21 protein-coding genes are annotated in these 22,083 nt (G+C 68.9%); 13 read left to right on the plus strand and 8 right to left on the minus strand.

The annotated features are described in order from the left end of the window. Positions 1-9: 9 nt before the first annotated feature. Entirely contained in the window at positions 10-78 is a 69-nt protein-coding gene (locus Q4I23_RS10020; RefSeq protein ID WP_498526155.1) for a hydroxyisourate hydrolase, read from the plus strand. Position 79: 1 nt separating this feature from the next. Here the strand turns inward: Q4I23_RS10020 and Q4I23_RS10025 are convergent, their stop codons facing one another. The 7 genes from Q4I23_RS10025 to Q4I23_RS10055 form a co-directional block, all read right to left on the minus strand. After that, the gene (locus Q4I23_RS10025; RefSeq protein WP_498526135.1) at positions 80-895 is read right to left on the minus strand and encodes an ABC transporter permease; all 816 of its coding nucleotides are present in this window, start codon (positions 893-895) and stop codon (positions 80-82) included. Then, complete coding sequence (locus Q4I23_RS10030) at positions 888-1,778, minus strand: ABC transporter permease (RefSeq protein WP_498526136.1); 891 nt, start codon at positions 1,776-1,778, stop codon at positions 888-890. The genes Q4I23_RS10025 and Q4I23_RS10030 overlap by 8 nt, the downstream gene beginning before the upstream one ends. 193 nt (positions 1,779-1,971) lie before the next feature. Beyond that, positions 1,972-3,018 (minus strand): ABC transporter substrate-binding protein, encoded by a 1,047-nt coding sequence (locus Q4I23_RS10035; protein ID WP_014241817.1) that lies wholly within the window; start codon positions 3,016-3,018, stop codon positions 1,972-1,974. Positions 3,019-3,064: 46 nt separating this feature from the next. Beyond that, a complete protein-coding gene (locus Q4I23_RS10040; RefSeq protein WP_498526137.1) occupies positions 3,065-4,228 on the minus strand; it encodes an ABC transporter ATP-binding protein in 1,164 nt (387 codons plus the stop codon). A gap of 226 nt (positions 4,229-4,454) precedes the next feature. Then, positions 4,455-5,189 (minus strand): proteasome-type protease, encoded by a 735-nt coding sequence (locus tag Q4I23_RS10045; RefSeq protein WP_035679665.1) that lies wholly within the window; start codon positions 5,187-5,189, stop codon positions 4,455-4,457. A gap of 150 nt (positions 5,190-5,339) precedes the next feature. Next, positions 5,340-5,510 (minus strand): hypothetical protein, encoded by a 171-nt coding sequence (locus Q4I23_RS10050; RefSeq protein ID WP_454016590.1) that lies wholly within the window; start codon positions 5,508-5,510, stop codon positions 5,340-5,342. Between the two features lie 580 nt (positions 5,511-6,090). Then, positions 6,091-6,807, minus strand: a complete 717-nt coding sequence (locus Q4I23_RS10055) for a GntR family transcriptional regulator (RefSeq protein WP_454016589.1) — start codon at positions 6,805-6,807, stop codon at positions 6,091-6,093. A gap of 242 nt (positions 6,808-7,049) precedes the next feature. On the opposite strand from Q4I23_RS10055, the gene Q4I23_RS10060 reads away from it, so the two are divergent. The 7 genes from Q4I23_RS10060 to Q4I23_RS10090 all read left to right on the plus strand — a co-directional run bounded on the left by Q4I23_RS10060 (position 7,050) and on the right by Q4I23_RS10090 (position 14,965). Beyond that, complete coding sequence (locus tag Q4I23_RS10060; RefSeq protein ID WP_498526138.1) at positions 7,050-8,063, plus strand: ABC transporter substrate-binding protein; 1,014 nt, start codon at positions 7,050-7,052, stop codon at positions 8,061-8,063. Between the two features lie 164 nt (positions 8,064-8,227). Continuing rightward, on the plus strand, positions 8,228-9,034 hold the full coding sequence (locus tag Q4I23_RS10065) for an ABC transporter permease (protein WP_040136228.1): 807 nt from the start codon (positions 8,228-8,230) through the stop codon (positions 9,032-9,034). Between the two features lie 3 nt (positions 9,035-9,037). Beyond that, the gene (locus Q4I23_RS10070; RefSeq protein ID WP_454016587.1) at positions 9,038-9,820 is read left to right on the plus strand and encodes an ABC transporter ATP-binding protein; all 783 of its coding nucleotides are present in this window, start codon (positions 9,038-9,040) and stop codon (positions 9,818-9,820) included. Next, entirely contained in the window at positions 9,817-11,148 is a 1,332-nt protein-coding gene (locus tag Q4I23_RS10075; protein WP_498526139.1) for an amidohydrolase family protein, read from the plus strand. The genes Q4I23_RS10070 and Q4I23_RS10075 overlap by 4 nt, the downstream gene beginning before the upstream one ends. A 17-nt stretch (positions 11,149-11,165) precedes the next feature. Further along, positions 11,166-11,897 (plus strand): maleate cis-trans isomerase family protein, encoded by a 732-nt coding sequence (locus Q4I23_RS10080; RefSeq protein ID WP_454016585.1) that lies wholly within the window; start codon positions 11,166-11,168, stop codon positions 11,895-11,897. Positions 11,898-12,084: 187 nt separating this feature from the next. Continuing rightward, positions 12,085-13,521, plus strand: a complete 1,437-nt coding sequence (hydA, locus tag Q4I23_RS10085) for a dihydropyrimidinase (protein ID WP_498526140.1) — start codon at positions 12,085-12,087, stop codon at positions 13,519-13,521. A 31-nt stretch (positions 13,522-13,552) separates the two neighbouring features. Continuing rightward, the gene (locus Q4I23_RS10090) at positions 13,553-14,965 is read left to right on the plus strand and encodes an amidase (RefSeq protein WP_498526141.1); all 1,413 of its coding nucleotides are present in this window, start codon (positions 13,553-13,555) and stop codon (positions 14,963-14,965) included. Between the two features lie 53 nt (positions 14,966-15,018). Here the strand turns inward: Q4I23_RS10090 and clpB are convergent, their stop codons facing one another. Then, positions 15,019-17,685: an ATP-dependent chaperone ClpB gene (clpB, locus tag Q4I23_RS10095; RefSeq protein ID WP_498526142.1), complete on the minus strand. Its 2,667-nt coding sequence runs from the start codon at positions 17,683-17,685 to the stop codon at positions 15,019-15,021. Between the two features lie 280 nt (positions 17,686-17,965). On the opposite strand from clpB, the gene Q4I23_RS10100 reads away from it, so the two are divergent. The 5 genes from Q4I23_RS10100 to Q4I23_RS10120 all read left to right on the plus strand — a co-directional run bounded on the left by Q4I23_RS10100 (position 17,966) and on the right by Q4I23_RS10120 (position 22,078). Continuing rightward, positions 17,966-18,805: an IclR family transcriptional regulator gene (locus Q4I23_RS10100; protein WP_040136541.1), complete on the plus strand. Its 840-nt coding sequence runs from the start codon at positions 17,966-17,968 to the stop codon at positions 18,803-18,805. After that, a complete protein-coding gene (locus Q4I23_RS10105) occupies positions 18,769-19,761 on the plus strand; it encodes a 2-dehydro-3-deoxygalactonokinase (RefSeq protein ID WP_498526143.1) in 993 nt (330 codons plus the stop codon). The genes Q4I23_RS10100 and Q4I23_RS10105 overlap by 37 nt, the downstream gene beginning before the upstream one ends. Before the next feature lie 5 nt (positions 19,762-19,766). Beyond that, positions 19,767-20,417 (plus strand): 2-dehydro-3-deoxy-6-phosphogalactonate aldolase, encoded by a 651-nt coding sequence (locus Q4I23_RS10110; RefSeq protein ID WP_498526144.1) that lies wholly within the window; start codon positions 19,767-19,769, stop codon positions 20,415-20,417. Between the two features lie 101 nt (positions 20,418-20,518). Then, positions 20,519-21,484, plus strand: a complete 966-nt coding sequence (locus Q4I23_RS10115; protein ID WP_498526145.1) for a Bug family tripartite tricarboxylate transporter substrate binding protein — start codon at positions 20,519-20,521, stop codon at positions 21,482-21,484. Positions 21,485-21,565: 81 nt separating this feature from the next. After that, positions 21,566-22,078: a tripartite tricarboxylate transporter TctB family protein gene (locus Q4I23_RS10120; RefSeq protein ID WP_498526146.1), complete on the plus strand. Its 513-nt coding sequence runs from the start codon at positions 21,566-21,568 to the stop codon at positions 22,076-22,078. Positions 22,079-22,083 lie beyond the last annotated feature (5 nt).

The raw sequence follows: 22,083 nt of genomic DNA on the forward strand, positions 1-22,083 counted from the left end.
GTCACCGACGTGGCGCAGCACTACCATCTGCCGCTGAAGTTCACCCCCTGGGGCTATTCCCTGTTCCGCGGGGCATAAGTTAGCGGAGCTGGCGCGACAGGCCGGCGACCCGCTCCATCACCACCATCGCCAGGACGGTGACGGCGATCAGCACGCCGGACACCGCCGCGGCGCGGACGTCCAGGCTGTTCTCCAGGATCTGCCACATGCGGATGGGCAGCACCTCGTTGCGGGCGTCGGCCATGAACAGCGACACCGGAATGTTGTCGAAGCTCGACATGAAGGCGATGAAGGCCCCGGCGCCGATGCCGTTGCGGATGGTCGGCAGCGTCACCCGGCGGAAGGTGTAGAGACGCCCGGCCCCGAGGCTCTCGGAGCTTTCCAGGAGCGCGGGGTCGAGCTGGGCGAGGCTCGCCAGCGTGGTGCGCAGGACGTAGGGCACGCTGACCACGATGTGGCCGATGGCCAGCGTCAGGAAGGACAGTTCCACCCCCGCCGTGCTGAAGAACACCAGCGAGGCGAGGCCGAAGGCCAGCGCCGGCAGGACCAGCGGCGACATGAACAGCGCGTCCAGCCCGCGCGCCCAGGCGCGGCGGCTGCGCCCGATGGCGAGCGCGGCGGTGGTGCCCAGCACCACCGACACGGCGGTCACCACGGCGCCCAGCTTCAGGCTGACCAGCGCGGCGTCCTGGAGCTGCCACGCGTCGATCAGCGAGGCGTACCAGCGCAGGCTGTAGGACGGCGGCGGGAACTTCAGCGAATAGCCGTCGGTGAAGGAGGTGACGAGCACCACCAGCGTCGGCGCCGCCAGCAGCAGCAGCGCCGCGCCGGCGAGCGTGCCCATGACGAGGCCGAAGGAGGCGCTTCCCAGGGTCGGGCGCTGCATGTCAGGCATGGACGTACCCCTTGCTGGCGCGGCCCAGCAGGTTGAACAGCATCACGACACCCAGCACCGACACCATGAAGACGATGGAGATGGCGGCGGCGAAGGGCCAGTTGTGGAGCGTGATGGTCTGTTGATAGATGTATTGCGGCATGAACAGCATCTGCCCGCCGCCGACCAGCGACTGGGTGATGAAGGCGGTGACGGCGGCGGCGTAGGTCAGCAGGCACCCCGCGACGATCCCCGGCAGGCTCAGCGGCAGCGTCACCTTGAGGAAGCCCCGCCACGGCCCGGCGCCCAACGCCGCCGAGGCGTCGAGCAGGTTGGGGTCGAGCCGCGACAGGGTGGTGATGAGCGGCAGCACCATCAGCGGCATCTGCACCTGCACCAGGGCGGCGACCAAACCGCCTTCGGTGTAGAGCAGGCGCAGCGGCGTTTCCGCCAGACCCAGCGACAGCAGCAGATTGTTGACGATGCCGTCCCGCCCCAGGATGACGATCCACGCAAAGGTGCGGACCACGACCGAGGTCAGCAGCGGCAGGATGATGACGAGGATCAGCGCCGACTGCATCCGCGGCCCGCTGCGGGTGTAGAGCCAGGCCAGCGGATAGCCGAACAGCAGCGTCAGCGCTGTGACCTTCACCCCCAGCAGCAGCGTGCTGCCGAGCACGGCCAGATTGAAGGTGTCGCCGAAGAAGCGGATGTACTGGTCCAGCCCGAACCGCGTCATCTCCGCGTCGGCGTAGAGGCTGACGGCGACCAGCAGGAGCAGCGGCGTCACGAAGAACACCGCGAAGAAGGCGGCCAGCGGCAGCGCCAGCGTCCATTCCCGCCCGATGCGGGGCCGTGCGGCGGTCGCGGGTCCGGCGAGGTCGGGGGCGGTGATGGCGGTCATGGGGGGGAGTCCTGTGGCAATCGCATTCTTGGTCCCCTCTCCCCTCCGGGGAGAGGGTTAGGGTGAGGGGGTTGCGCATGGCGGTGCGTCCGGCAAAGGCGCGACCCCCTCACCGGCCCTGCGGGCCACCCTCTCCCCAGAGGGGAGAGGGCTAAGATTGGCCATTAGGGTAAGGGGGGGCCGTCTCCCGCACTTACACCTTGATCTCCTTGTTGAAGCGCTCGATCCAGCCGGCGCGGTTCTGGTTGATCACCGACCAGTCGTGGAACACGAAGGACGCCTTCAGCTCCTCCTGGTCCTTGGCGATCATGCGGGCGATGTCGCCGTCCATCTGCACCTTTGAATTCGTCGGGATGACGTAGAAGGGCGCCTGCATCAGCTTGGTCTGGACCTCCGGAGCCATTGCGGATTCGATCAGCGCCGCCGCCAGCTTGGCGTTGGGCGAGTTCTTGGTGATGTGGGCGGTGGTCAGGAAGGCGATGGTGCCGGTCTTCGGCTTGGCGAACTCCACCGGCACGCCGCGGGCGCGCAGGATCTGGATGGCGTTGAAGTTGCCCGGGGAGATGTCGATCTGGCCCTGCTGGAACAGGGTGGCGAGCGCGCCGGGGTTGGGGGCCACGGCGCCGAGGTTCGGCTGAAGCTCCTTCAGAGCGGCGAAGGCCGGCTCGATGTCGTTCTCGCTGCCGCCGCGGGTCTTCGCCAGCTCGACCATGAAGGCGGTGCCGAGCGTCGAGTTCATGTTGGTGATGCCGACGCGGCCCTTGTATTCGGGCTTCCACAGGTCGTCCCAGCTCGTCGGCGGGGTCTTGACCTTCTCCGGGTTGTAGGTGATGCCGACCGCCTGGAAGAAGATGCCCGGCCCTTCGGGCAACTGGGCCACCGGCAGCAGATCCTGGTAGTTCTTGCTGTCCGCGACGGGGAAGGGGGCGGCCAGGTCCTGGCCGATCACCGACAGGCGCGGGCCTGGGTCCATCAGCATCACGTCGATCGGCGGGTTGGCCTTGGCGGCGGACACCTTGGCGATCATGTCCACCGACAGCATCGGGTCCAGCGCGATGTCGGCGTTGCCCGTGGCCTTGCGGAAATGCGGGACGATGACGTCGCGGTGGGCTTCCTCCCAGCTTCCGGTGAAGGTGGCGAACACCAGCTTGCGCGCCTGCGCCCAGCTCATGCCGGGGAACAGGGACATGGCGCCGAGCGTGAGGCCGGCGGCGAGGATCTGGCGGCGGTCGAGGGTCATCGGCAGGCACTCCAGGGGGAGGAGGAGAGAAGGGGGAGGGGCGGACTCAGGCGCCCGCGGGAACCGCGAAGGCGCGGCAGGTCTGGTGGGAGACGGGTTGCAGCCGGACCGGCGTGCCGGGCGCGCGCAGAGCGGCGCCGGCCACGCGCGGTTCGGTCACCTTCACCTGCCCGCCGTCGGCGGTGCGCACCTCGTAGACGACCACGGGGCCGAGCGGCAGGGCGAGGTCAACGGTGCCGGCGATCTGCTGGGGCGCCGCCTCGGCGGCGAGCCGCAGATTCTCCGGTCGCACGCAGAGGATGGCCGGGTCGCCGGCGGCCAGCGCGGCGTCGGGGGTGACGGCGGTCAGAACGGTGCCGGCCTCCAGCGCCACCTCGGCGACGCTGCCGGAGGCGCGGACGACACGGCCCCGCAACTGGTTGGCGCTGCCGACGAAGCCGTTGACGAACAGGGTTCCGGGGCGGTCGTAGACGTCTTCCGGCGTGCCGAACTGCTCCAGCTTGCCCCGGCTCAGCACGGCGATGCGGTCGGCCATGCTCAGCGCCTCCTCCTGGTCGTGGGTGACCATGATGGTGGTGATGCCGAAACGGCGCTGGAGCTGCTTGATCTCGATCTGCATGTCCAGCCGCAGATTCTTGTCGAGCGCCGCGAAGGGCTCGTCGAGCAGCAGGATGCTCGGCTGGATCGCCAGGGCGCGGGCCAGCGCCACGCGCTGTTGCTGTCCGCCGGACAACTGCTTGGGGAAGCGGTCGCGCATGGCGTCCAGCTTCACCAGACCCAGCATCGCCTCCACCCGCGCCCGTACGGCGTCGCGGGCGGCACCCCGCGCCTCCAGCCCGTAGGCGACGTTCTGCGCCACGGTCATGTGCGGGAACAGCGCGTAGTTCTGGAACACGATGCCGACGCCACGCCCGGCGGGCGGCAGGCTGTCGACCACCCGGTCGCCGATGACAACGCGGCCCAACGTCTGCGCCTGGAAACCGGCGAGGATGCGCAGCAGCGTGGTCTTGCCGCAGCCGGACGGCCCCAGCAGGGCCACCAGCTCGCCCGCCTTGATCTCCAGCGTCACGTTGTCCACGGCGGTGGAGGCGCCGAAGCGGTGGGTAATGCCGTCCAGTGTCACCGCGACGCCCGCCGGCGTGGCGGGGTCCTCCGCGGCGGGCGGCGGAGACGGGTGGTGGTGCGAACGGGCGGATTGGAGTGCGGCCATGGGGCGTGTCCTGGTAGGGCGCACCGGTGGAAACCCCCGGTGGCGCGTCGCAGGACAGAGGGAAGGCAACCCGCGTGCCACTCCCATGGGTTCAAGGGCGCTCCGGCCCCGAACCCTCGCATACTCTGGTGTTCACCCCATGGTCATCGTTCGGGCGCGGCGCGAAGCTGGGCAGATTGCCCGTTGAATATGCCTAAAAATTAATCGCCGCTTTGGGCCGCTTCCGTCAGTCGGCCCAGCGCGGCGGCGGCAGGGAGCGGAACGCCTCGCGGAGCGCCTGGGACCAGCCGTCGCTGATCTCCTTAAAGCAGGGATCATCCTCGCCGATCCGCCGCTTCGTCTCCAGCTTCAGGGAATCGCGGCGGTAGGCGATCAGGTCGAGCGGAAGTCCGACCGTCAGGTTGGAGCGCAGCGTGCTGTCCATGGAAATCAGCACCAGCTTCATCCCTTCCTCGATCGGCGTGTTGTGATTCAGCGCCCGGTCAAGGATCGGTTTGCCGTACTTGTGCTCGCCGATCTGGAAGAAGGCGTTGTCGGCGGTCGCCTCGATGAAATTGCCGGCGGCGTAGACATGGAACAGCCGCACCCGGTCCCCGCGGATCTGGCCGCCCAGGATGATGGACAGGTCGAAATCCACCCGCTGCTCCTTCAGCGCGTGGCCGTCCCGCTTCCACACCTGACGGACGGCGGCGCCGACGAGCTGGGCGGCCTGGAACATGCCGTTCACGCTGCCGATGGTGCGGATCTCGCCGTCCAGTTCCACCCCTTCCTGGATCAGCGCGATCACCGACTGGGTGAGCGACAGGTTGCCGGCGGTCATCAGGGCGATCATGCGGTCGCCGGGCTCTTCGAAGACATGCATCTTGCTGAAGATGGAGATGTGGTCCACCCCCGCGTTGGTGCGCGTGTCCGACAGCATCACCAAGCCGTCCTCCAGATACAGGGCGACGCAGTAGGTCATGGTCCGTCCTCTCTCCTCCCAGCGGAATCCGGACCGCCCACATGAAAAGGGGCGGCCGGCCGGCCGCCCCAGTGTATGCCGAAAAAACCAGCACGCCGCAAACCCATCGCGGGAGGCGGGACATCATGTCCCGCCTCCCGCGATGCGCGGTCAGCGCTGCTGCCCGCCCTTCTCGTCCTGGTCGCGGTCCATGTCCTGCTGCTGCTGCCGGTTCGCCTGGTCCTGCCCCTGCTGCCGGTTTTTCGGATTGTCCTGGGTCTGCTGCCCCTGCTTCCGCTCGTTCTGGCTGCCCATCTGGCTCGGGTTCCGTTCGTCGGCCATAGTGTTTCCTCCGCTATGTCGGTTCCGATGCCCGGCGGGCATGACGTGAACCAAGACGGCGATGGTACGCGCGGCGATCGGCCGGTCCCTACGATGGCAGGCGGTCATGTTCCGATTCGCTTGGAACTTACGGTGTCCGGCGCAAGGTCATAGGCGAAAAAACATACTCCTCCGGCCGCCGTGCCCATTGACATCGTGCGGGTACGTATGGTCTATCTTTCGTAGCGCTGCGAACAGCGTCAGGCCGGAGTCTAGGGAGGACTCGGTAGTCCGTGAAAGCAAGGGCGCGCCGCACAAAAACAAAGGCGCGCACACAATGCGACACGCTGCATGCCTCAAGCCCTCGCACCCCCGCAGGGCTTTGATGGCAGCAGCGTGTTTCACTTTCAGGGGTTCGCTTTCCACCAGACATTGCAGAATTTTCTTGTTGCGACGCACAAAACTATAAGTGCTGGGCGCAAAGAAAAAGGCCGCCAGGATTGCTCCGGCGGCCTGAGTCTAGGGAGGAAACGCCCAAAAAGGCGTCAGTGAAACTATTATATTCCGCACCGCAGCATAATTCAAGCCTTAATCGAACGAATCATCCCGCGTCCATCGGCTCGGCTCCGGCCACCGCCTTTTTCCCCTGAACCGCCGCAGGGCGCAGAGCCTGGATGACCGCCACCGCGGTGCGGCGGCTGTGATCGGCCAGCAGGGCGCCGGCCTCTTCGGCGTCGCGGCGGCGGAACGCCTTCATGAACCCCTCATGCTCGTCCACCGACTCCTGCCAGCGGCCCGTGTCGTAGTTGGCGAGCGAGCGGGCGCGCAGGATCTTGGCGGCGAAGCCGGCGTAGGTCGCCTCCAGCGCCGGGTTGCGGGCCATGGCGACGATCTGGGTGTGGATCTGGCGGTTGGTCAGGAAGTAGGCCGCACGTTCCCCCGCGTCGTGCTGGGTGACGAGCTGGTCGTGCATCCGGTCGAGCTTCGCGAACTCCGCGTCGGAGCCGTTGCGGCAGGCGAGCGTCCCGGCCAGCCGTTCCAGCGCGTCCATCACCTCGAAGATCGCCCCGATCTCGCCGGGGTCCACCGGGGCGACAATGGCGCCGCGGTGCGGGCGAAGCTCCACCAGCCCTTCCGACGACAGGACCCGCAAGGCCTCGCGCAGCGGCGTGCGGGAGATTCCCAACTGCTCGCACAGTTGCACCTCCGGCACGCGGACGCCCGGCGGCAGCTCTCCGTCCAGGATCATCGCCCGCAGTTCCTCCACCGCGGAATGGTGCAGCGTCGCGCGGCGGATCGGCCGGGCCGGCGCCTTCATGGTCTTGATCCTATCCATCCTGACCCACCACCCCCGAAAGTGCTGCATACTTGGGCATGTATGCCGAAATGATGCGCTTTGCCCAAAATTCAGGCAAGCGCGCTTGCGCGTGGCCAGCCTCGGCCACTATGCTCTAAATGGCTGAAAACAGCCAATAAATTGGCGAATATAATATTGTATACAATTTGGCATGGGCCTTGCGAAAGGATGAGGGACGCAACCGCATCGGGAGCACTCCTTTCATGACGTTCCGGTCCCTCACCCTGACGACCGTCACCGCCGCCTTCCTCGCCCTCTCTGCCGCTGCCACCGCCCAGGCCGCCGACGCGGAGACGCTGAAGCTGGGCTTCGCCAAATGCGCCCATTGCCTGCCGATGGCGCTGACCCCGGAACTCGCCAAAGGTGTGGAGATCGAGGCGATCAACTTCAACTCCGGCAACGACGTGCTGACCGCGCTGGTGTCGAAGAGCATCGACATGGCCCAGGTCACCTACCTGCACTACATCACGGCGCTCGATAAGGGCTTCGACGTGGTGGCCGTGTCCGGTCAGGTGAACGGTGGGTCGGAGATCGTCGTCGGCAAGGGCATCGCCCTGAAGGCCGATGATTGGGACGGGCTGAAAAAGCTGATCGCCGAGCGCAAGGAGAAGGGCGAGCCGCTGCGCGTCGCGGCGTCGCGCGGCAACGCGCAGGACATCCACATGCGCGGCGCCCTCCAGAAGCACGGCATCAACGTCAACAAGGACGTGCAGTTCATCAACATCCCGAACCCGTCCGACCACGCCGCCGCCCTCCAGCGCGGCGAGGTGGACGTGATCTGCACGGTGGAACCCTTCGCCTCCCAGATCCGCCAGACCAGCGTCGGCACGCATTTCGCGCTGCCCTATGATCAGGCTGCCGGCAACCTGACCAACCTGATCGTCACCCGCTCCGACGTCATCAAGGATCACCCGAAGGCGGTCGAGGCCACCGTCGGCTCGGTCGTCGCCCTGGTCGACAAGCTGAAGTCCGACCAGACCGTGTGGGTCGACGTCATCAACAAATACACCGGCATGGACAAGGCCGTCGCCACCGAGGCGCTCAAGAACGCCTCCCCGGATTACGCCATCCACAAGGACAGCACGCTGGCCATCGCCACGATGATGCGCGAGCTGAAGTACATCTCCAACGACGTCACCGCCGCCGCGGAGAAGAACCTGGATTACACGTTCCTCGAAGCCGTTACCAAGAAGCCGAAGAGCGAGCTGGGCTTCTAAAGCGAACTTGCGTTCGCTTTAGATTTTTATCGCCTCATTCGCCGGCGGGCTCCGGTCGCATGTGCGACCGGGACCGCAGTCGCGGTCCAAGGAGGATGGCAATCCGCCTTGGGAGCGCCTTCCAATTCACGACTGCCTTTCGACGGGATAGGGAAAACCGGGCCATGACGGCATTGTCGAAATCCTGGGAGCGCGCCGTCGTTCCCCTCTTCATCCTTGCCGCCTGGGAGGTGTTCTCCCGGTCCGGATTCCTGCCGGCGGCCCTGCTGCCGGCCCCGTCGGTGGTTCTGCACACCTGGGGCGACTGGATCTTCGGCTTCGACGAGACCTCGCAGGGCAACACCGGCCGCTGGTTCGCCGATGCCCTGTCCAGCGCCACACGCGTCGCCGCCGGCTACGGCATCGCGGTGGTCAGCGGCGTGTTGCTGGGCATCGCCATCGGCTGGTGGCGCTGGGTCGAGCGGACGGTGGAGCCGACCATCCAGATGCTCCGCCCGGTGCCGCCGGTGTCGTGGATCCCGCTGGCGATCATCTGGTTCGGCATCGCCAACAAGCCGGCCATCTTCCTGGTCTTCCTCGGCGCCTTCTTCCCGATCCTGATGAACACCATCCACGGGGTGAAGACCGCCGACCGCAACCTGATCCGCGCCGCCTCGATGATGGGCGCCACGGAACAGCAGCTTCTGCGCCACGTCGTGTTCCCGGCGGCCCTCCCCAGCATCTTCGCCGGCCTGCGCATCGGCATCGGCGCCGCCTGGATGCTGACCGTGACGGCGGAGATGGTCGCGGTGAAGAGCGGCCTCGGCTACGTGCTGTGGGACAGCTACTACTTCCTGCGCTACGACCTCGTGCTCGCCGCCATGGCCAGCATCGGCCTGCTTGGCTACGCGACCGATGCGCTCATCAAAGTCCTGATGTCCGCCGCGCTGCACTGGCAGCACGGCTCCACGCTCCAGAGCCGGGAGGGCTGAGCGATGGCTTCCATCGAGCTTCAGAACATCACCAAGATCTTCCGCGACGCCAAGCGCAAGCGCGACCTGCTGGCCATCGACGACGTCAGCCTGTCGGTGGAGAAGAACGAATTCCTCTGCCTGCTCGGCTCGTCGGGCTGCGGCAAGTCCACCCTGCTGAACATGATCGCCGGCTTCGAGAAGCCGACCGAGGGCACCGTGACGGTGGGCGGCAAGCTGGTGGACGGCCCCGGCGCCGACCGCGGCATGGTCTTCCAGCAGGCCAACCTGATGCCCTGGCTGCCGGTGTGGGAGAACGTCGCCTTCCATCTGCGCCTTAAGGGCTGGCGCAAGGCCGACCGGCGCGACGCCGCCCAGGAATACATCGACATGGTCGGCCTGCGCGGCTTCGAGAACCATTTCCCGGCGGAGCTGTCGGGCGGCATGAGCCAGCGCGTCGGCATCGCCCGCGCCCTGCTGCTGAACCCGCAGGTTATCCTGATGGACGAGCCCTTCGCGGCGCTCGACGCCCAGACCAAGATGGACATGCAGGAGGAGCTGGTCGCCATCTGGCAGAAGCAGCGCTGCACCGTCGTCTTCGTTACCCACAGCGTGGACGAGGCGCTGGTGCTCGGCACCCGCGTCGCCGTGATGACCAGCCGTCCGGGCCGCATCCGCGAGCTGATCGCGCTCGACCTGCCGCGCCCGCGCGACACCACCGGCCCGCGCTTCAACGACCACAAACGCCACATCCTCAACCTGATCCGCGAGGAGGGCCTGCAGCAACGGCAGGCCGCCGTCGCGTGACCGACCGGCTCGACCTGCTGCTGACCGGCGTCACCGCCCTGACCGGAGAGGCGGTCGGCAGCGTCGTGGACGCTGCCGCCATCGGCATCCGCGACGGGCGCATTGTCCATCTCGCCCCGGAAGCGGAGGGACTGCCCGCCGCCGCCGAGGTCCGGCGCCTGCCGGGGCGGGTGGTCACGCCGGGCTTCGTCAACGCGCATCTGCATGCCGTCCTGGTGATGGTGCGCGGCGTGGCGGCCGATCTCGGCTTCGCCCCCTCCTACACGCCGGGCGTGCCCAAGGGCACCGACGCCACGCCGGAGGAGGCCCGCGCGCTGGCCCGGCTGGGCGCGGTGGAGGCCCTGCTGTCCGGCTCCACGCTGATCTGCGACCATTTCGTCCACGCCGACGCGACGCTGGACGCCATCGCCGACCTCGGCCTGCGCATCCATGCGAGCTGGCGCGTCCACGACGTGGATTTCGCCCGCGTGGCCCAGGGCCAATGGCGCTTCGACCCGGCCATCGGCAGCGACCTGCTGCTGCGCACGCTGGACCTGCACGACCGCTGGAACGGTGCCAACGACGGGCGCATCCGCGTGCAGATGGCCGCCCATGCGCCGGACACCTGCTCCCCCGCCTTCCTGCGCACCCTCGCCGACGAGGCCGCGAAGCGCTCCATGCATGTGAACACCCATCTGGCGCAGAGCCGGGTGGAGGTGGAGCGGGTGAAGGCGTCCACCGGCCTGACCCCGGCGGAACTGCTGGACGAGTGCGGGCTGCTGAACGACCGGCTGCTCGCCACCCACTGCCTCTATGTGGAGGACGCCGACATCGCCCGGCTCGCCCGCGCCGGGGCGCACGCGGTCCATGTGCCGAAATGCAACGCCGCCTCGGGCCGGCTCGCCCCGACGCCGAAGCTGAAGGAGGCCGGCGTCAATCTGGCGCTGTGCACCGACACGCAGCACGGCGACATGGTCGAGGCGATGCGCTGGGCGCTCGCCACCGCGCGCATCCAGCAGGGCGGGGTTACCGCCGCTTGGCAGCCCGCCGACGTCTTCCGCATGGCGACCTTGGGCGGCGCGCGGGCGGTCGGAATGGCCGACGAGATCGGCACGCTGGCCCTGGGCAAGAAGGCCGACCTCGTCGTCTTCGACACCCGCCGCCCGCATCTGCGCCCGCTGATGAACCCGCTCGGCACGCTCGTCCACACCGCGCAGGGGCGCGACGTGGAGATGGTGCTGGTCGACGGTGAAACCCTGGTCGAGGACGGGCGCCCCGTCCGCGCCGACCTGAACGAGATCTGCACCGAGGCCGACAAGGCCGCCCGCGCGCTGTGGGCGCGCGCCTGACCGAAAGAACCAAGACGATGAGCAACCGCGTCCTTCTGGGCATGCTGACCCCTTCCTCCAACACGGTGCTGGAGCCCATCACCTCCGCGATGCTGAGCGGCCTGCCGGAGGTGACCGCCCATTTCGGGCGCTTCACGGTGAAGGAGATTTCCCTTCGTGCCGCCGCGCTGGACCAGTTCACCGACGCGCCCTTCCTGGACGCCGCCCGGCTGCTGGCCGACGCCCGGCTGAACGTGATCGGCTGGAACGGCACCTCGGCCGGCTGGCTGGGCTTCGCGGCCGACGAGAAGCTCTGCGCCTCCATCGAGGCGGAAACGGGCATTCCCGCCTGCACCTCCATGCTCGCCCTGAACGAGATTTTGGAGACGACCGGGCGCAAACGCTTCGCCATCGTCAGTCCCTATCTGGACGAGATCCAGGAGAAGATGGTCGCCAACTACAACGCCGCCGGCTTCGAGGTGGTGGCGGAGCGGCACCTGAACGACCGCGGCAACTTTTCCTTCTCCGAAGTGACCGAGGAAACCATCGAGCGGATGTGCATGGAGGTTGCGGAGTCCAAGCCGGAGGCCATCGCCATCATCTGCACCAACATGCGCGGCGCCCCGGTGGCGGAGCGCATGGAGAAGGCGCTGGGCATCCCCGTCTACGACACGGTGTCCACGGTGGTGTGGAAGGCGCTGCGCATGACCGGCGTGGACACCCGCCGCGTCGAGGGCTGGGGCAGCCTGTTCCGCGAGCTGCACGGCTGAGGGCAGGGTTATTGCCCCCACCCTAACTCTCCCCCGCTTACGCAGGGGGAGGGAACCGTTCTCCCTCCCCTGCGAAGCTCTCGCACAAACCAACGGTTTGTGCTGACGCGGCAGGCGGACCCTCGGTCCGCCGAGAGCGGGGGAGGGCCGGGGTGGGGGCAAATGCGTCACGATGGGAGAAACGACGATGAACTTCGATCTGGTCATCCGCAACGGCACGGTCGCCACCGCGTCGGACGTGTTCAAGGCCGACGTCGGCGTGCGCGGCGGACGGATCGCCGCGCTCGGTGAGGGGCTGGCTGCCGGGCGGGAGGAGATCGACGCCGCCGGGCTGCTCGTCCTTCCGGGTGGGGTGGACGGTCACGTCCATTTCGACCAGCCGACCGGCGACGAATCCGTTATGGCCGATGATTTCCTGACCGGCACCCGCTCCGCGGCCTTCGGCGGCACCACGACGGTGCTGCCCTTCGCCTGCCAGGAGAAGGGCAAGACGCTGCGCGCTGCGGTGGACGACTATCACCGCCGCGCCGCCGGGAAGCCGCTGATCGACTATGCCTTCCATCTCATCGTCACCGACCCCACCGAGCAGGTGCTCGGCCAGGAGCTTCCGGCGTTGATCCGCGAGGGCTATACGTCCTTCAAGATCTACATGACCTACGACGCGCTGAAGCTGAACGACCGCCAGATCCTGGAGGTGCTGGACATCGCCCGCGCCGAGGGCGCCATGGTCATGATGCACGCGGAGAACGCCGACTGCATCGCCTGGCTGACCGAGAAGCTGGAGCGCGCCGGCCAGACCGCTCCTTACTTCCACGGCGTCTCCCGCCCCCGCGTGGCGGAGCGCGAGGCTACCCACCGCGCGATTTCCTTAGCGGAGTTGGTGGACGTGCCGATCCTGATCGTCCACGTCTCCGGCGCCGACGCGGTGGAGCAGATCCGCTGGGCGCAGGGCCGCGGCCTGCGCATCTACGCCGAGACCTGCCCGCAGTACCTGTTCCTGACCGCCGACGACCTCGGTGGTGAGGGGTTCGAGGGCGCCAAGTGCATCTGCTCGCCGCCGCCGCGCGACGCCGCGAACCAGAAAGTGATCTGGGACGGGCTGACCGGCGGCGCCTTCCAGGTCTTCTCCTCCGACCACGCGCCCTTCCGCTTCGACGGGCCGGGCGGCAAGAAGGTGCATGGCGAACAGGCGCCCTTCCGCTGCGTCCCCAACGGCATCCCCGGCGTCGAGACGCGCCTGCCGCTGCTCTTCTCCGAGGGCGTGATGAAGGGCCGGATGGAGCTGACCAAGTTCGTCGAGCTGACCGCCGCCAACCCGGCCCGCATGTACGGCCTGCACCCGCGCAAGGGCACCATCGCCGTGGGGGCGGACGCCGACATCGCCCTCTGGGACCCGTCCCGCAAAGTCACCATCACCAACGGAATCCTGCACCACAACGTGGACTACACGCCCTACGAGGGGATCGAGGTCACCGGCTGGCCGGTCGTCACGCTGTCCCGCGGGGAGGTGATCTGCCGCGACGGTGAATTGCTGGCAAAGCCGGGGCGCGGCGAATTCCTGCCCTGCGGCCTGCCCGCCCCGGCGCGGCCCAAGGGCTCGCCCGCACCGGTCCTGCCGTTCTAAACTCGGCCCGCCGCAACCGGAGACCCTGCCCGTGAGCACACCCGACCTGTTCCGCCTCAGCGCCGCCGAGATGGCGGAGGGCGTGCGCAACCGCCGCTTCCGGGCGCGCGACCTCGTGGCGGCGAGCCTGGAGCGCATCGCGGCGCTGGACGACGGGCTGAAGTCCTTCATCACCGTGGCCCCCGACGCCGCGCTCGCCGCCGCGGGGGAGGCCGACCAGCGGGTCGAGGCCGGGGCGCCGCTCGGCCCGCTGCACGGCGTGCCGGTGGGTGTCAAGGACCTGACGCTGACGGCGGGGTTGCGCACAACCTACGGCTCCACCCTCTACGCCGACCTGATCCCCGACACCGACGACCTCAGCGTCGCCCGGCTGAAGGCGGCGGGCGCCATCATCGTGGGCAAGACCAACACGCCGGAGTTCGGCTTCGGCGCCATCACTGGCAACGAGTTGTGCGGGCCGACCGCCAACCCCTACGACCTGGACAAGACCAGCGGCGGGTCGAGCGGCGGCAGCGCCGCCGCGGTGGCCGCCGGACTGGTGCCGCTGGCCCAGGGAACCGACTTCGGCGGCTCGGTGCGCACGCCGGCCAGCTTCTGCGGGGTGGTGGGGCTGCGCCCGACGCCGGGACGCATCCCCAGCCCGGGCCGCGCGCTGGCCTGGGACGGGCTGGCGACGCAGGGCTTCCTCGCCCGCGACGTGGCCGATGTGGCGCTGGCCCTGGCCGCGGTCAGCGGCCCGGACCCGCGCGACCCGACCTCGCTGCCCGTGCCGGAATGGACAGTGCCGGACCTCGACGCCCTCGACCCGATGTCGCTGCGGGTGGCCTGGAGCACGGACCTCGGCTCTGCCCTGATCGATCTTGGGCTTGCCGAGCGGTTCGAGGCGGTGATGCGTGGGCTGGAGGGCCGCTTCGGACAGTTCGTGGAGGCCACCCCCGATAGCCGGGAGGCTGGCGCCGCCTTCGGCACGCTGCGCGCCGCGCACATCTTCCATACCTACGGCCGGACGCTGGAGCAGGACGGCGACCGGCTGAGCCCGTCGGTCGCCTGGAACATCGCGCGGGGCAAGGGGCTGAGCGCCGCCGACTATCTGCGGGCGGAGGCCCAGCGCAGCGCGCTCTACCGCCGCTTCGCCGCCTTCTTCCGCGACCACGACATCCTGATGACGCTGAGCGCCAGCGTGCCGCCTTTCCCCAACGCCCAGGGCGAGGTGACGGAGATCAACGGTTTCCGCCTGTCCACCATCATCGACTATCTGGCGATCACCTACACGGTGTCGCTGATCGGTTTCCCCTGCCTGTCGATCCCCTGCGGCTGGACGGCCGACGGGCTGCCCATCGGCCTGCAACTGATCGCCCGCCCCTATGAGGAGGACCGGCTGATGCGCTGCGCCCGCTTCCTGGAGCGGGAGTTGGAATTCCGCCACCGCTGGCCCTCTCCCTAAAACCCTCCCCTGCGTTCGCGGGGGAGGGCCGGGGAGGGGACCGGCGTTGCCGGTCAGTGGACCGCGGCGCTGCGTCCGCCGCCGCCCGTCAGGGCGAAGCCCAGCGGCGGACGTTCCGGAGCCTTGAAGCCGGTGGCGCGGTCCTCCTCGACGGGAACGCCGTCCAAGGTCAGGCGGCCGTCCCGCGCCGACAGGTGCAGGGTCGAGCGTTCGTCCACCTCACCGTCGAGCAGACGCTCGGCGATCGGGTCCTCCACCAGATTCTGCACCGCCCGCTTCAACGGACGGGCGCCGAAGGCCGGATCCCAGCCGAGGTCGGCGAGCCGGGCGCGGGCCGCGTCGTCGGCGGTCAGCGACAAGCCGCGCTCCGCCAGACGGTCGGCGACGCGGGCAAGCTGGATGTCCACGATGTGGGCCATCTGCTCGCGCCCCAGCCGGCGGAAGATCAGCACGTCGTCCAGCCGGTTCAGGAACTCCGGCCGGAAGGCGCGGCGCACCGCGTCCATCACCTCGACCCGAGCGCCCTCCAGGCTGTCGTCCTCGCCGAGAGCCGTCAGGGCGTCCGCCCCCAGGTTCGACGTCATGATCAGGATCGCGTGGCGGAAGTCCGCCGTGCGGCCCTGCCCGTCGGTCAACCGCCCGTCGTCGAGCGCCTGGAGCAACACGTTCAGCACGTCCGGGTGGGCCTTCTCCACCTCGTCCAGCAGGACGACCTGATAGGGCCGGCGCCGGATCTTCTCGGCCAGCGTGCCGCCGTCGTCATAGCCGACATAGCCCGGGGGCGAACCGATCATGCGGGCGACGGAGTGCTTCTCCATATACTCCGACATGTCGACGCGGGTGACCGCGGTCTCGTCGTCGAACAGGAAGGCGGCCAGCGCCTTGGCCAGCTCCGTCTTGCCGACGCCGGTCGGGCCGAGGAACAGGAAGGAGCCGGTGGGACGGTTCGGGTCCTTCAGACCGGCCCGCGCCCGCCGCACCGCCTTGGACACAGCGCGCACCGCCTCGGCCTGACCGACGACGCGCTCGGCCAGCCGGTCCTCCATGCCCTTCAGCCGCTGCCGCTCGCTGTCCAGCATGCGGTCCACCGGAATGCCGGTCCAGCGGGTGACCACGGCGGCGATGTCCTTCGCCGTCACCTCCTCCCGCTCCGCGTTGGCGCGGGATTCGGCCTCGGCCAGACGCTTCTCCAGATCGGGAACGACGCCGTAGGCCAGCTCGCCGGCCTTTGCCCAGTCGCCGTCGCGCTGCGCGTGCTCCAGCTTGGTGCGGGCCTGGTCCAGCTCCTCCTTCAGGCGGCGCCCCTCGGTGCGCCGGGACTGGCCGACGCGCCACTCCTCCTCCATGGCGGTCAGCTTCGCCTCGTCCACTGCGAGTTCGGACTCCAGCTTGTGCAGCCGCTCCTGCGACGCGGCGTCCGGCTCCGACTTCAGGGCCTCGCGCTCGATCTTCAACTGGGCGACGCGGCGTCCGACGGCGTCCAGCGCCTCCGGCTTGCTGTCGATGGCCATGCGCAGGCGGCTGGCCGCCTCGTCGACGAGGTCGATGGCCTTGTCGGGCAGGCGACGGTCGGCGATGTAGCGGGCCGAGAGCTGCACCGCCGCGACCACCGCCGCGTCGGCGATGCGCACGCCGTGGTGCACCTCGTACTTGCCCTTGATGCCGCGCAGGATCGACACGGCGTCCTCGTCGGACGGCTCGTCGACGTTCACCGGCTGGAAGCGGCGGGCGAGCGCCGCGTCCTTCTCGATGTATTTGCGGTACTCGTCCGGCGTGGTGGCACCGACGCAGCGCAGCTCGCCGCGCGCCAGCGCGGGCTTCAGCATGTTGGCGGCGTCCATCGCGCCGTCCGTGCGGCCGGCGCCGATCAGCGAGTGCAATTCGTCGATGAACAGGATGATGCGGCCCGCCGCCTGCTGCACCTCGGAGAGGACGGCCTTCAGCCGCTCCTCGAAGTCGCCGCGGAATTTGGCGCCGGCCAGCAGGGCGGTGAGGTCGAGCGCGAGCACACGCCGGTCCTTCAACCCCTCCGGCACGTCGCCGGAGGCCAGCCGCTGGGCCAGCCCTTCCACCACGGCGGTCTTGCCCACGCCGGGCTCGCCGATCAGGACGGGGTTGTTCTTGGTGCGCCGGGCCAGGACCTGGATGGTCCGCCGGATCTCGTCGTCGCGGCCGATCACCGGGTCGAGACGGCCCTGGCGCGCCTCTTCCGTCAGATCGCGGGCGTACTTGGCGAGCGCCTCGCCCATCTGGGCATCCTCCTGCCGGTCGGCGGGGCGGTTCCTGCTCAGCGACTCGACGCCCTCGACCAGCACCGCGGGATCGACACCGGCGCGGTGGAACAGCGCGCGGGTGCTGCCGCCCTGGGCGGCCAGCGATTCGAGAAGCCGTTCGGGGGAGACGAACTTGTCGCCGGCACCCCGCGCCGTTTCGACGGCGTTCTGGAGCACGCCGGCGAGCGCCGGGGACATGAAGATCGGGTGCGGCCCTTCGCCTTCGACGCGGGTCTGGCGGTTGAGGGTTTCCTCGGCGGCGGTCTTCAAAAGCTCGGGGTCGCCGCCGGCATCGCGGATCAGCTTGGCGGGCACGCCGTCGGCGTCCTCGACCAGGGCCTTCACGAGATGTTCGGGGACGAGCTGTTGGTGGCGTCCGGCGAGAGCCGCCAGTTGCGCAGCCTGGATGACGCCGCGCGCACGGTCGGTGAACAGACCGAAGTCCATCAGGCACTCCGTTCGTTATGGTTCCCGCCCTTTGCGAAGGCGCGGGAAGACGGCCTGTGTGGCCCGCACCATGCGCGGCCCCGGTCGCCTCAAGGGAACAGATGGGCAGGGATGCCGCCCCGATCAAGACGGCCGCCCAGACGGTGGGGCAAGGCTGTCTTGCGCCTGCAATGTCTCACTATATGGACGGCAATTTATTTATTTGACACACTCCGTACGTCTTCATAAAGTGGTGGAAACTGATATGCCAGATATCGGACAACAACGCGGGAGGGAGGATATGGCCGGCATCGGAGCAAATCCGCTCGATGCACAAGCGTCGCCGGAGAAGCCGCAGGCCTCCGGAACCCAGACGCTGATGCGCGGCCTCGCCCTCCTGGAATGCGTGGCGGCGGGCATCGGTGACGTGAAGGGCATCGCCGCTCGGCTGGGCACGCCGCGCAGCACCACGCACCGGATGCTCAACAGCCTGACCCAGGACGGCTATCTGCACCACGTACCCTACAAGGGCTATCTGCTGGGGCCGAAGCTGATCGCGCTCGGGATGCGCGCGCTGGAGCAGCGCCCGCTGGTCGCCATCGCCCGCCCGCACATCGAGGAGCTGGCCCGCCAGACCGGCGACACCGTCCATCTCGGCGTCGTCGAGGGGGCGGAGGTCTTCTACCTCGACAAGATTCCGAACACGCGCGGGCTGGAGATGCGGTCGCGCATCGGCCTGCGCATGCCGCTGGCCTCCACGGGGCTGGGCAAGGCGCTTCTCCTCGGCCTGCCGCGCGAACGCTGGTCCGAGCTGTACGAACACGCGCTCCGCCTGACCGCGGCGGCGCCGGAACGGCCCCCGCTGGCGCCCTGGCCGGAGTTCGAATCCCGGCTGGCCGCCTATGTGGACCGCGGCTGGTCCTTCGACCTTGAAGAAAACGAAATCGGCATCCGCTGCGTCGGCGCGCCGATCCGTGACGTCCGCAACCAGGTCGTCGCCGCCATCAGCGTGGCGAGCGCCGTGCCGTACATGCCGGACGAACGGATGGAGGAGCTTGGACCCGTGGTCCGGGCGGTCGCCGACGCGATTTCAAAGGATTTGGGATGGAAACGGGACGAACGGGCGTCGGGGCATCGCTGATCGCCCTCGACTGGGGAACCTCGAGCCTGCGCGGCTTCCTGATGGGCCGCGACGGGCAAGTGCTGGACCAGCGCGCCAACGCGCACGGCATCCAGAACCTGCCGATGCCGGGCATCACCGGTTTCGAGCAGGCCTTCACCGACCTGTGCGGCGATTGGCTGGCAGCATATCCGGGCTTGCCGGTGGTGGCCGGCGGCATGGTCGGCAGCGCCCAGGGCTGGCGCGAGGCCCCCTATGTCCGCTGCCCCGCCGACACGACCACCCTGGCCTCGCAGGCCATTCCGGTGGAGAGCGCGTCGGGCTCCCGCATCCTGATCGCGCCGGGCGTCCTCTACGACCCGCCGAGCGGCCCGCCGGACATCCTGCGCGGCGAGGAGATCCAGATCGCCGGCGTGCTGGCCGACCGTCCCGACTGGGGCCGCGACGCCTGCATGGTGCTGCCCGGCACCCATTCCAAATGGGTGGAGATCGTCGGCGGGCGCATGATCCGCTTCTCCACCTACATGACCGGCGAGACCTTCGCCGTCCTGTGCAAGCATTCGATCCTCGGCCGGCTGATGCCGGCGGACGCCGCCCCGGCGGAGGCCGAGTCCGACGCCGCCTTCGCCGAGGGCGTGCGGGCGGCGCAGGCCAGCGGGCCGGGCGACTTCACGCACCAGATCTTCGCCGCGCGCACGCTCGGCATCACCCGCCGCATGCCGGCGGAGCTTCTGAAGGACTACCTGTCCGGCCTGCTGATCGGCCACGAGCTGGTCTCCGGCCTCGGCCACATGCGCAACGAGCTGCATGAGGGCCGCCCGCTGCTGCTGATCGGCGAGGGCGCGCTCTGCCGCCGCTACGTGCGCGGCCTGGAGCTGCTGGGCGTCGAGCCCACCGACCGGCTTGAGAACACCGCCCCGCGTGGGCTTTTCCAGTTTGCCGTTGCCGCCGGCCTGATCGCGCCGGCGGGGGAGTGACGACCATGTCCGATGAGTCCCTGAAGGCCCGTTTCGACGCCGCCTTTTCCGCCCTGCCGCTGGTCGCCATCCTGCGCGGGCTGACCCCCGCGGAGGCGGAGGGCGTCGCGCAGACGCTCTACGACAGCGGCTTCCGCATGATCGAGGTGCCGCTGAACTCGCCCGATCCGTTCGACAGCATCGCCGCCATCCGCCGGCTGTTGCCGCGCGACGCGCTGGTCGGCGCCGGCACGGTCCTGACGGTGGAGCAGGTGGCCCGGCTCAAGGAGATCGGCGCCGAACTGGTCGTCATGCCGCACGCCGACACCGCGGTGATCCGCGCCGCCAAGGCCGCGGGGTTGGTCAGCCTGCCCGGAATCGCCACGCCGACGGAAGCTTTCGCAGCGCTGTCAGCCGGGGCCGACGCCCTGAAGATCTTCCCGGCGGAGCTGGTCGGTCCGCGCATCGTCAAGGCGATGCGCGCCATCCTGCCCGCCGGCACCCGCCTGCTGCCCGTGGGCGGCATCGCCCCGGACACCATGGCGCCGTTCCTGGAGGCCGGCGTGGCCGGCTTCGGGCTGGGTTCCGCACTCTACGCGCCGGGCCTGTCCGCCGCCGAGGTCGGAGAGCGGGCGGACGCCTTCGTCGCCGCGTGGCGGCGCCTCAACCCGCGCTGACCGAATCAGGACAACAGCACACCACCCGCGGCCGGTCGCAGAACGCGCCGCGGGCTTTCCTCCCCCTCACCATCACAAGCAATTTTCCAGGGAGAACGTTCATGAAGGGCTATCGTTTCGTCACCGGCGCCGTCGTCGGCGCGCTGACCTCCGCCACGATGATGGTCGCCGTACAGGCCGCCGAGTACCCGACCAAGGCAATCGAGCTGATCGTTCCGTACGCGGCCGGCGGCGGCACCGATCTGGTCGCCCGCGCCTACGCGGACGCCGTGAACCGCCATCTGCCGCAGTCGGTCGGCGTGGTGAACAAGACCGGCGGCGGCGGCGCCGTCGGCCTGTCGGAGATCATGGCCGCCCGTCCGGACGGCTACCGCATCGGCATGGGCACCGTGGAGATCACCACCCTGCCGAACCTCGGCGTCGCCCGCTTCACGGCCGATGATTTCACCCCGATCGCCCGCCTGAACGCCGAGCCGAGCGCCATCACGGTCAACGCCAACGCGCCGTGGAAGACCATCGAGGAGTTCCTGGCCTACGCCAAGGAGAATCCGGGCAAGGTCCGCATTGGCAACTCCGGCACCGGCGCCATCTGGCACCTTGCCGCCGAGGCCCTGGCGACCAAGTCCGGCCTGAAGTTCAGCCACATCCCCTATGATGGCGCCAACCCGGCGGTCACGGCACTTCTCGGCAACCACATCGAGGCGGTCAGCGTCAGCCCGGCCGAGGTGTCCAGCCACGTCGCCGCCGGCACGCTGCGCATCCTGGCCGTGATGGACGACCAGCGCTCCAAGGCGTTCCCGGACGCCCCGACGCTGAAGGAGAAGGGCATCGACGTGACGGTCGCCACTTGGCGCGGCATCGTCGTTCCGAAGAAGACCCCGGCGAACATCGTCGAGACTCTGCGCACGGCCTCCAAGAAGGCGGTCGAGGAGCAGGGCTTCCGCGACCAGCTGACCAAGATGAACCTCAGCTACGCCTATCTCGATGGCCCGGAGTACAAGGTGGCCATGGAGAAGGACGCCGAGATGTTCAAGGCGCTGATGAAGCAGATCGGCCTGTCCAAGTAAGGCTTGCCGTTCACGCAAGCCGCATCCCCGGCGTGTCCCCGGCGGCCTTCGGGCCGCCGGGCGTCCGAAGGAGATTCACTCATGAGCAACGCTCCCGCTCCGGGCGGCAAGGTCGGCCTGCGCCCGCAGGACCGCCTTGCCACGCTGGTCATCGCCGTCCTGGTCATGGCCGTCGCTGTCGCCGCCATCATCGTCGCGGGTGACTTCCCGCCGACCATGCTGGAAACCGACGTCGGCCCCGCCCGTTTCCCGATCATCTTCGCCGTGGCCCTGCTGGTGCTGTGCGCGATCCTGGTCTTCAACACGCTGCGTGCGCCCGCCGCTCCCCCGGACGATCCGGCGGAGGCCGAACCCAAGGCCAGCTACGGCACTGTGGCCATCGGCATCGTCGCGACCGCCGTCTGCCTGTACGCCATGGAGTTCGTCGGCTACGCCATCGCGACTCCGATCTACCTGTTCGGCCTGATGTGGCTGATGGGACGGCGCAACCTGCTCGCGAACGCCGCTATCGCCGCCGTGCTGACCGCGCTCATCTACGCCGCTTTCGCCATCGCGCTCAGCGTGCCGCTTCCGGTCGGGAGTCTTTTCGAATGACCCGA

The organism is Azospirillum sp. UFLA03-27 (assembly GCF_059803775.1).

What these genes read in the sequence shown, in the direction of transcription:
- Q4I23_RS10025 (WP_498526135.1), bottom strand. Translation starts at nt 895, where the DNA reads ATGCCTGACATGCAGCGCCCGACCCTGGGAAGCGCCTCCTTCGGCCTC.
- Q4I23_RS10030 (WP_498526136.1), bottom strand. Translation starts at nt 1,778, where the DNA reads ATGACCGCCATCACCGCCCCCGACCTCGCCGGACCCGCGACCGCCGCA.
- Q4I23_RS10035 (WP_014241817.1), bottom strand. Translation starts at nt 3,018, where the DNA reads ATGACCCTCGACCGCCGCCAGATCCTCGCCGCCGGCCTCACGCTCGGC.
- Q4I23_RS10040 (WP_498526137.1), bottom strand. Translation starts at nt 4,228, where the DNA reads ATGGCCGCACTCCAATCCGCCCGTTCGCACCACCACCCGTCTCCGCCG.
- Q4I23_RS10045 (WP_035679665.1), bottom strand. Translation starts at nt 5,189, where the DNA reads ATGACCTACTGCGTCGCCCTGTATCTGGAGGACGGCTTGGTGATGCTG.
- Q4I23_RS10050 (WP_454016590.1), bottom strand. Translation starts at nt 5,510, where the DNA reads ATGGCCGACGAACGGAACCCGAGCCAGATGGGCAGCCAGAACGAGCGG.
- Q4I23_RS10055 (WP_454016589.1), bottom strand. Translation starts at nt 6,807, where the DNA reads ATGAAGGCGCCGGCCCGGCCGATCCGCCGCGCGACGCTGCACCATTCC.
- Q4I23_RS10060 (WP_498526138.1), top strand. Translation starts at nt 7,050, where the DNA reads ATGACGTTCCGGTCCCTCACCCTGACGACCGTCACCGCCGCCTTCCTC.
- Q4I23_RS10065 (WP_040136228.1), top strand. Translation starts at nt 8,228, where the DNA reads ATGACGGCATTGTCGAAATCCTGGGAGCGCGCCGTCGTTCCCCTCTTC.
- Q4I23_RS10070 (WP_454016587.1), top strand. Translation starts at nt 9,038, where the DNA reads ATGGCTTCCATCGAGCTTCAGAACATCACCAAGATCTTCCGCGACGCC.
- Q4I23_RS10080 (WP_454016585.1), top strand. Translation starts at nt 11,166, where the DNA reads ATGAGCAACCGCGTCCTTCTGGGCATGCTGACCCCTTCCTCCAACACG.
- hydA (WP_498526140.1), top strand. Translation starts at nt 12,085, where the DNA reads ATGAACTTCGATCTGGTCATCCGCAACGGCACGGTCGCCACCGCGTCG.
- clpB (WP_498526142.1), bottom strand. Translation starts at nt 17,685, where the DNA reads ATGGACTTCGGTCTGTTCACCGACCGTGCGCGCGGCGTCATCCAGGCT.
- Q4I23_RS10100 (WP_040136541.1), top strand. Translation starts at nt 17,966, where the DNA reads ATGGCCGGCATCGGAGCAAATCCGCTCGATGCACAAGCGTCGCCGGAG.
- Q4I23_RS10105 (WP_498526143.1), top strand. Translation starts at nt 18,769, where the DNA reads ATGGAAACGGGACGAACGGGCGTCGGGGCATCGCTGATCGCCCTCGAC.
- Q4I23_RS10110 (WP_498526144.1), top strand. Translation starts at nt 19,767, where the DNA reads ATGTCCGATGAGTCCCTGAAGGCCCGTTTCGACGCCGCCTTTTCCGCC.
- Q4I23_RS10115 (WP_498526145.1), top strand. Translation starts at nt 20,519, where the DNA reads ATGAAGGGCTATCGTTTCGTCACCGGCGCCGTCGTCGGCGCGCTGACC.
- Q4I23_RS10120 (WP_498526146.1), top strand. Translation starts at nt 21,566, where the DNA reads ATGAGCAACGCTCCCGCTCCGGGCGGCAAGGTCGGCCTGCGCCCGCAG.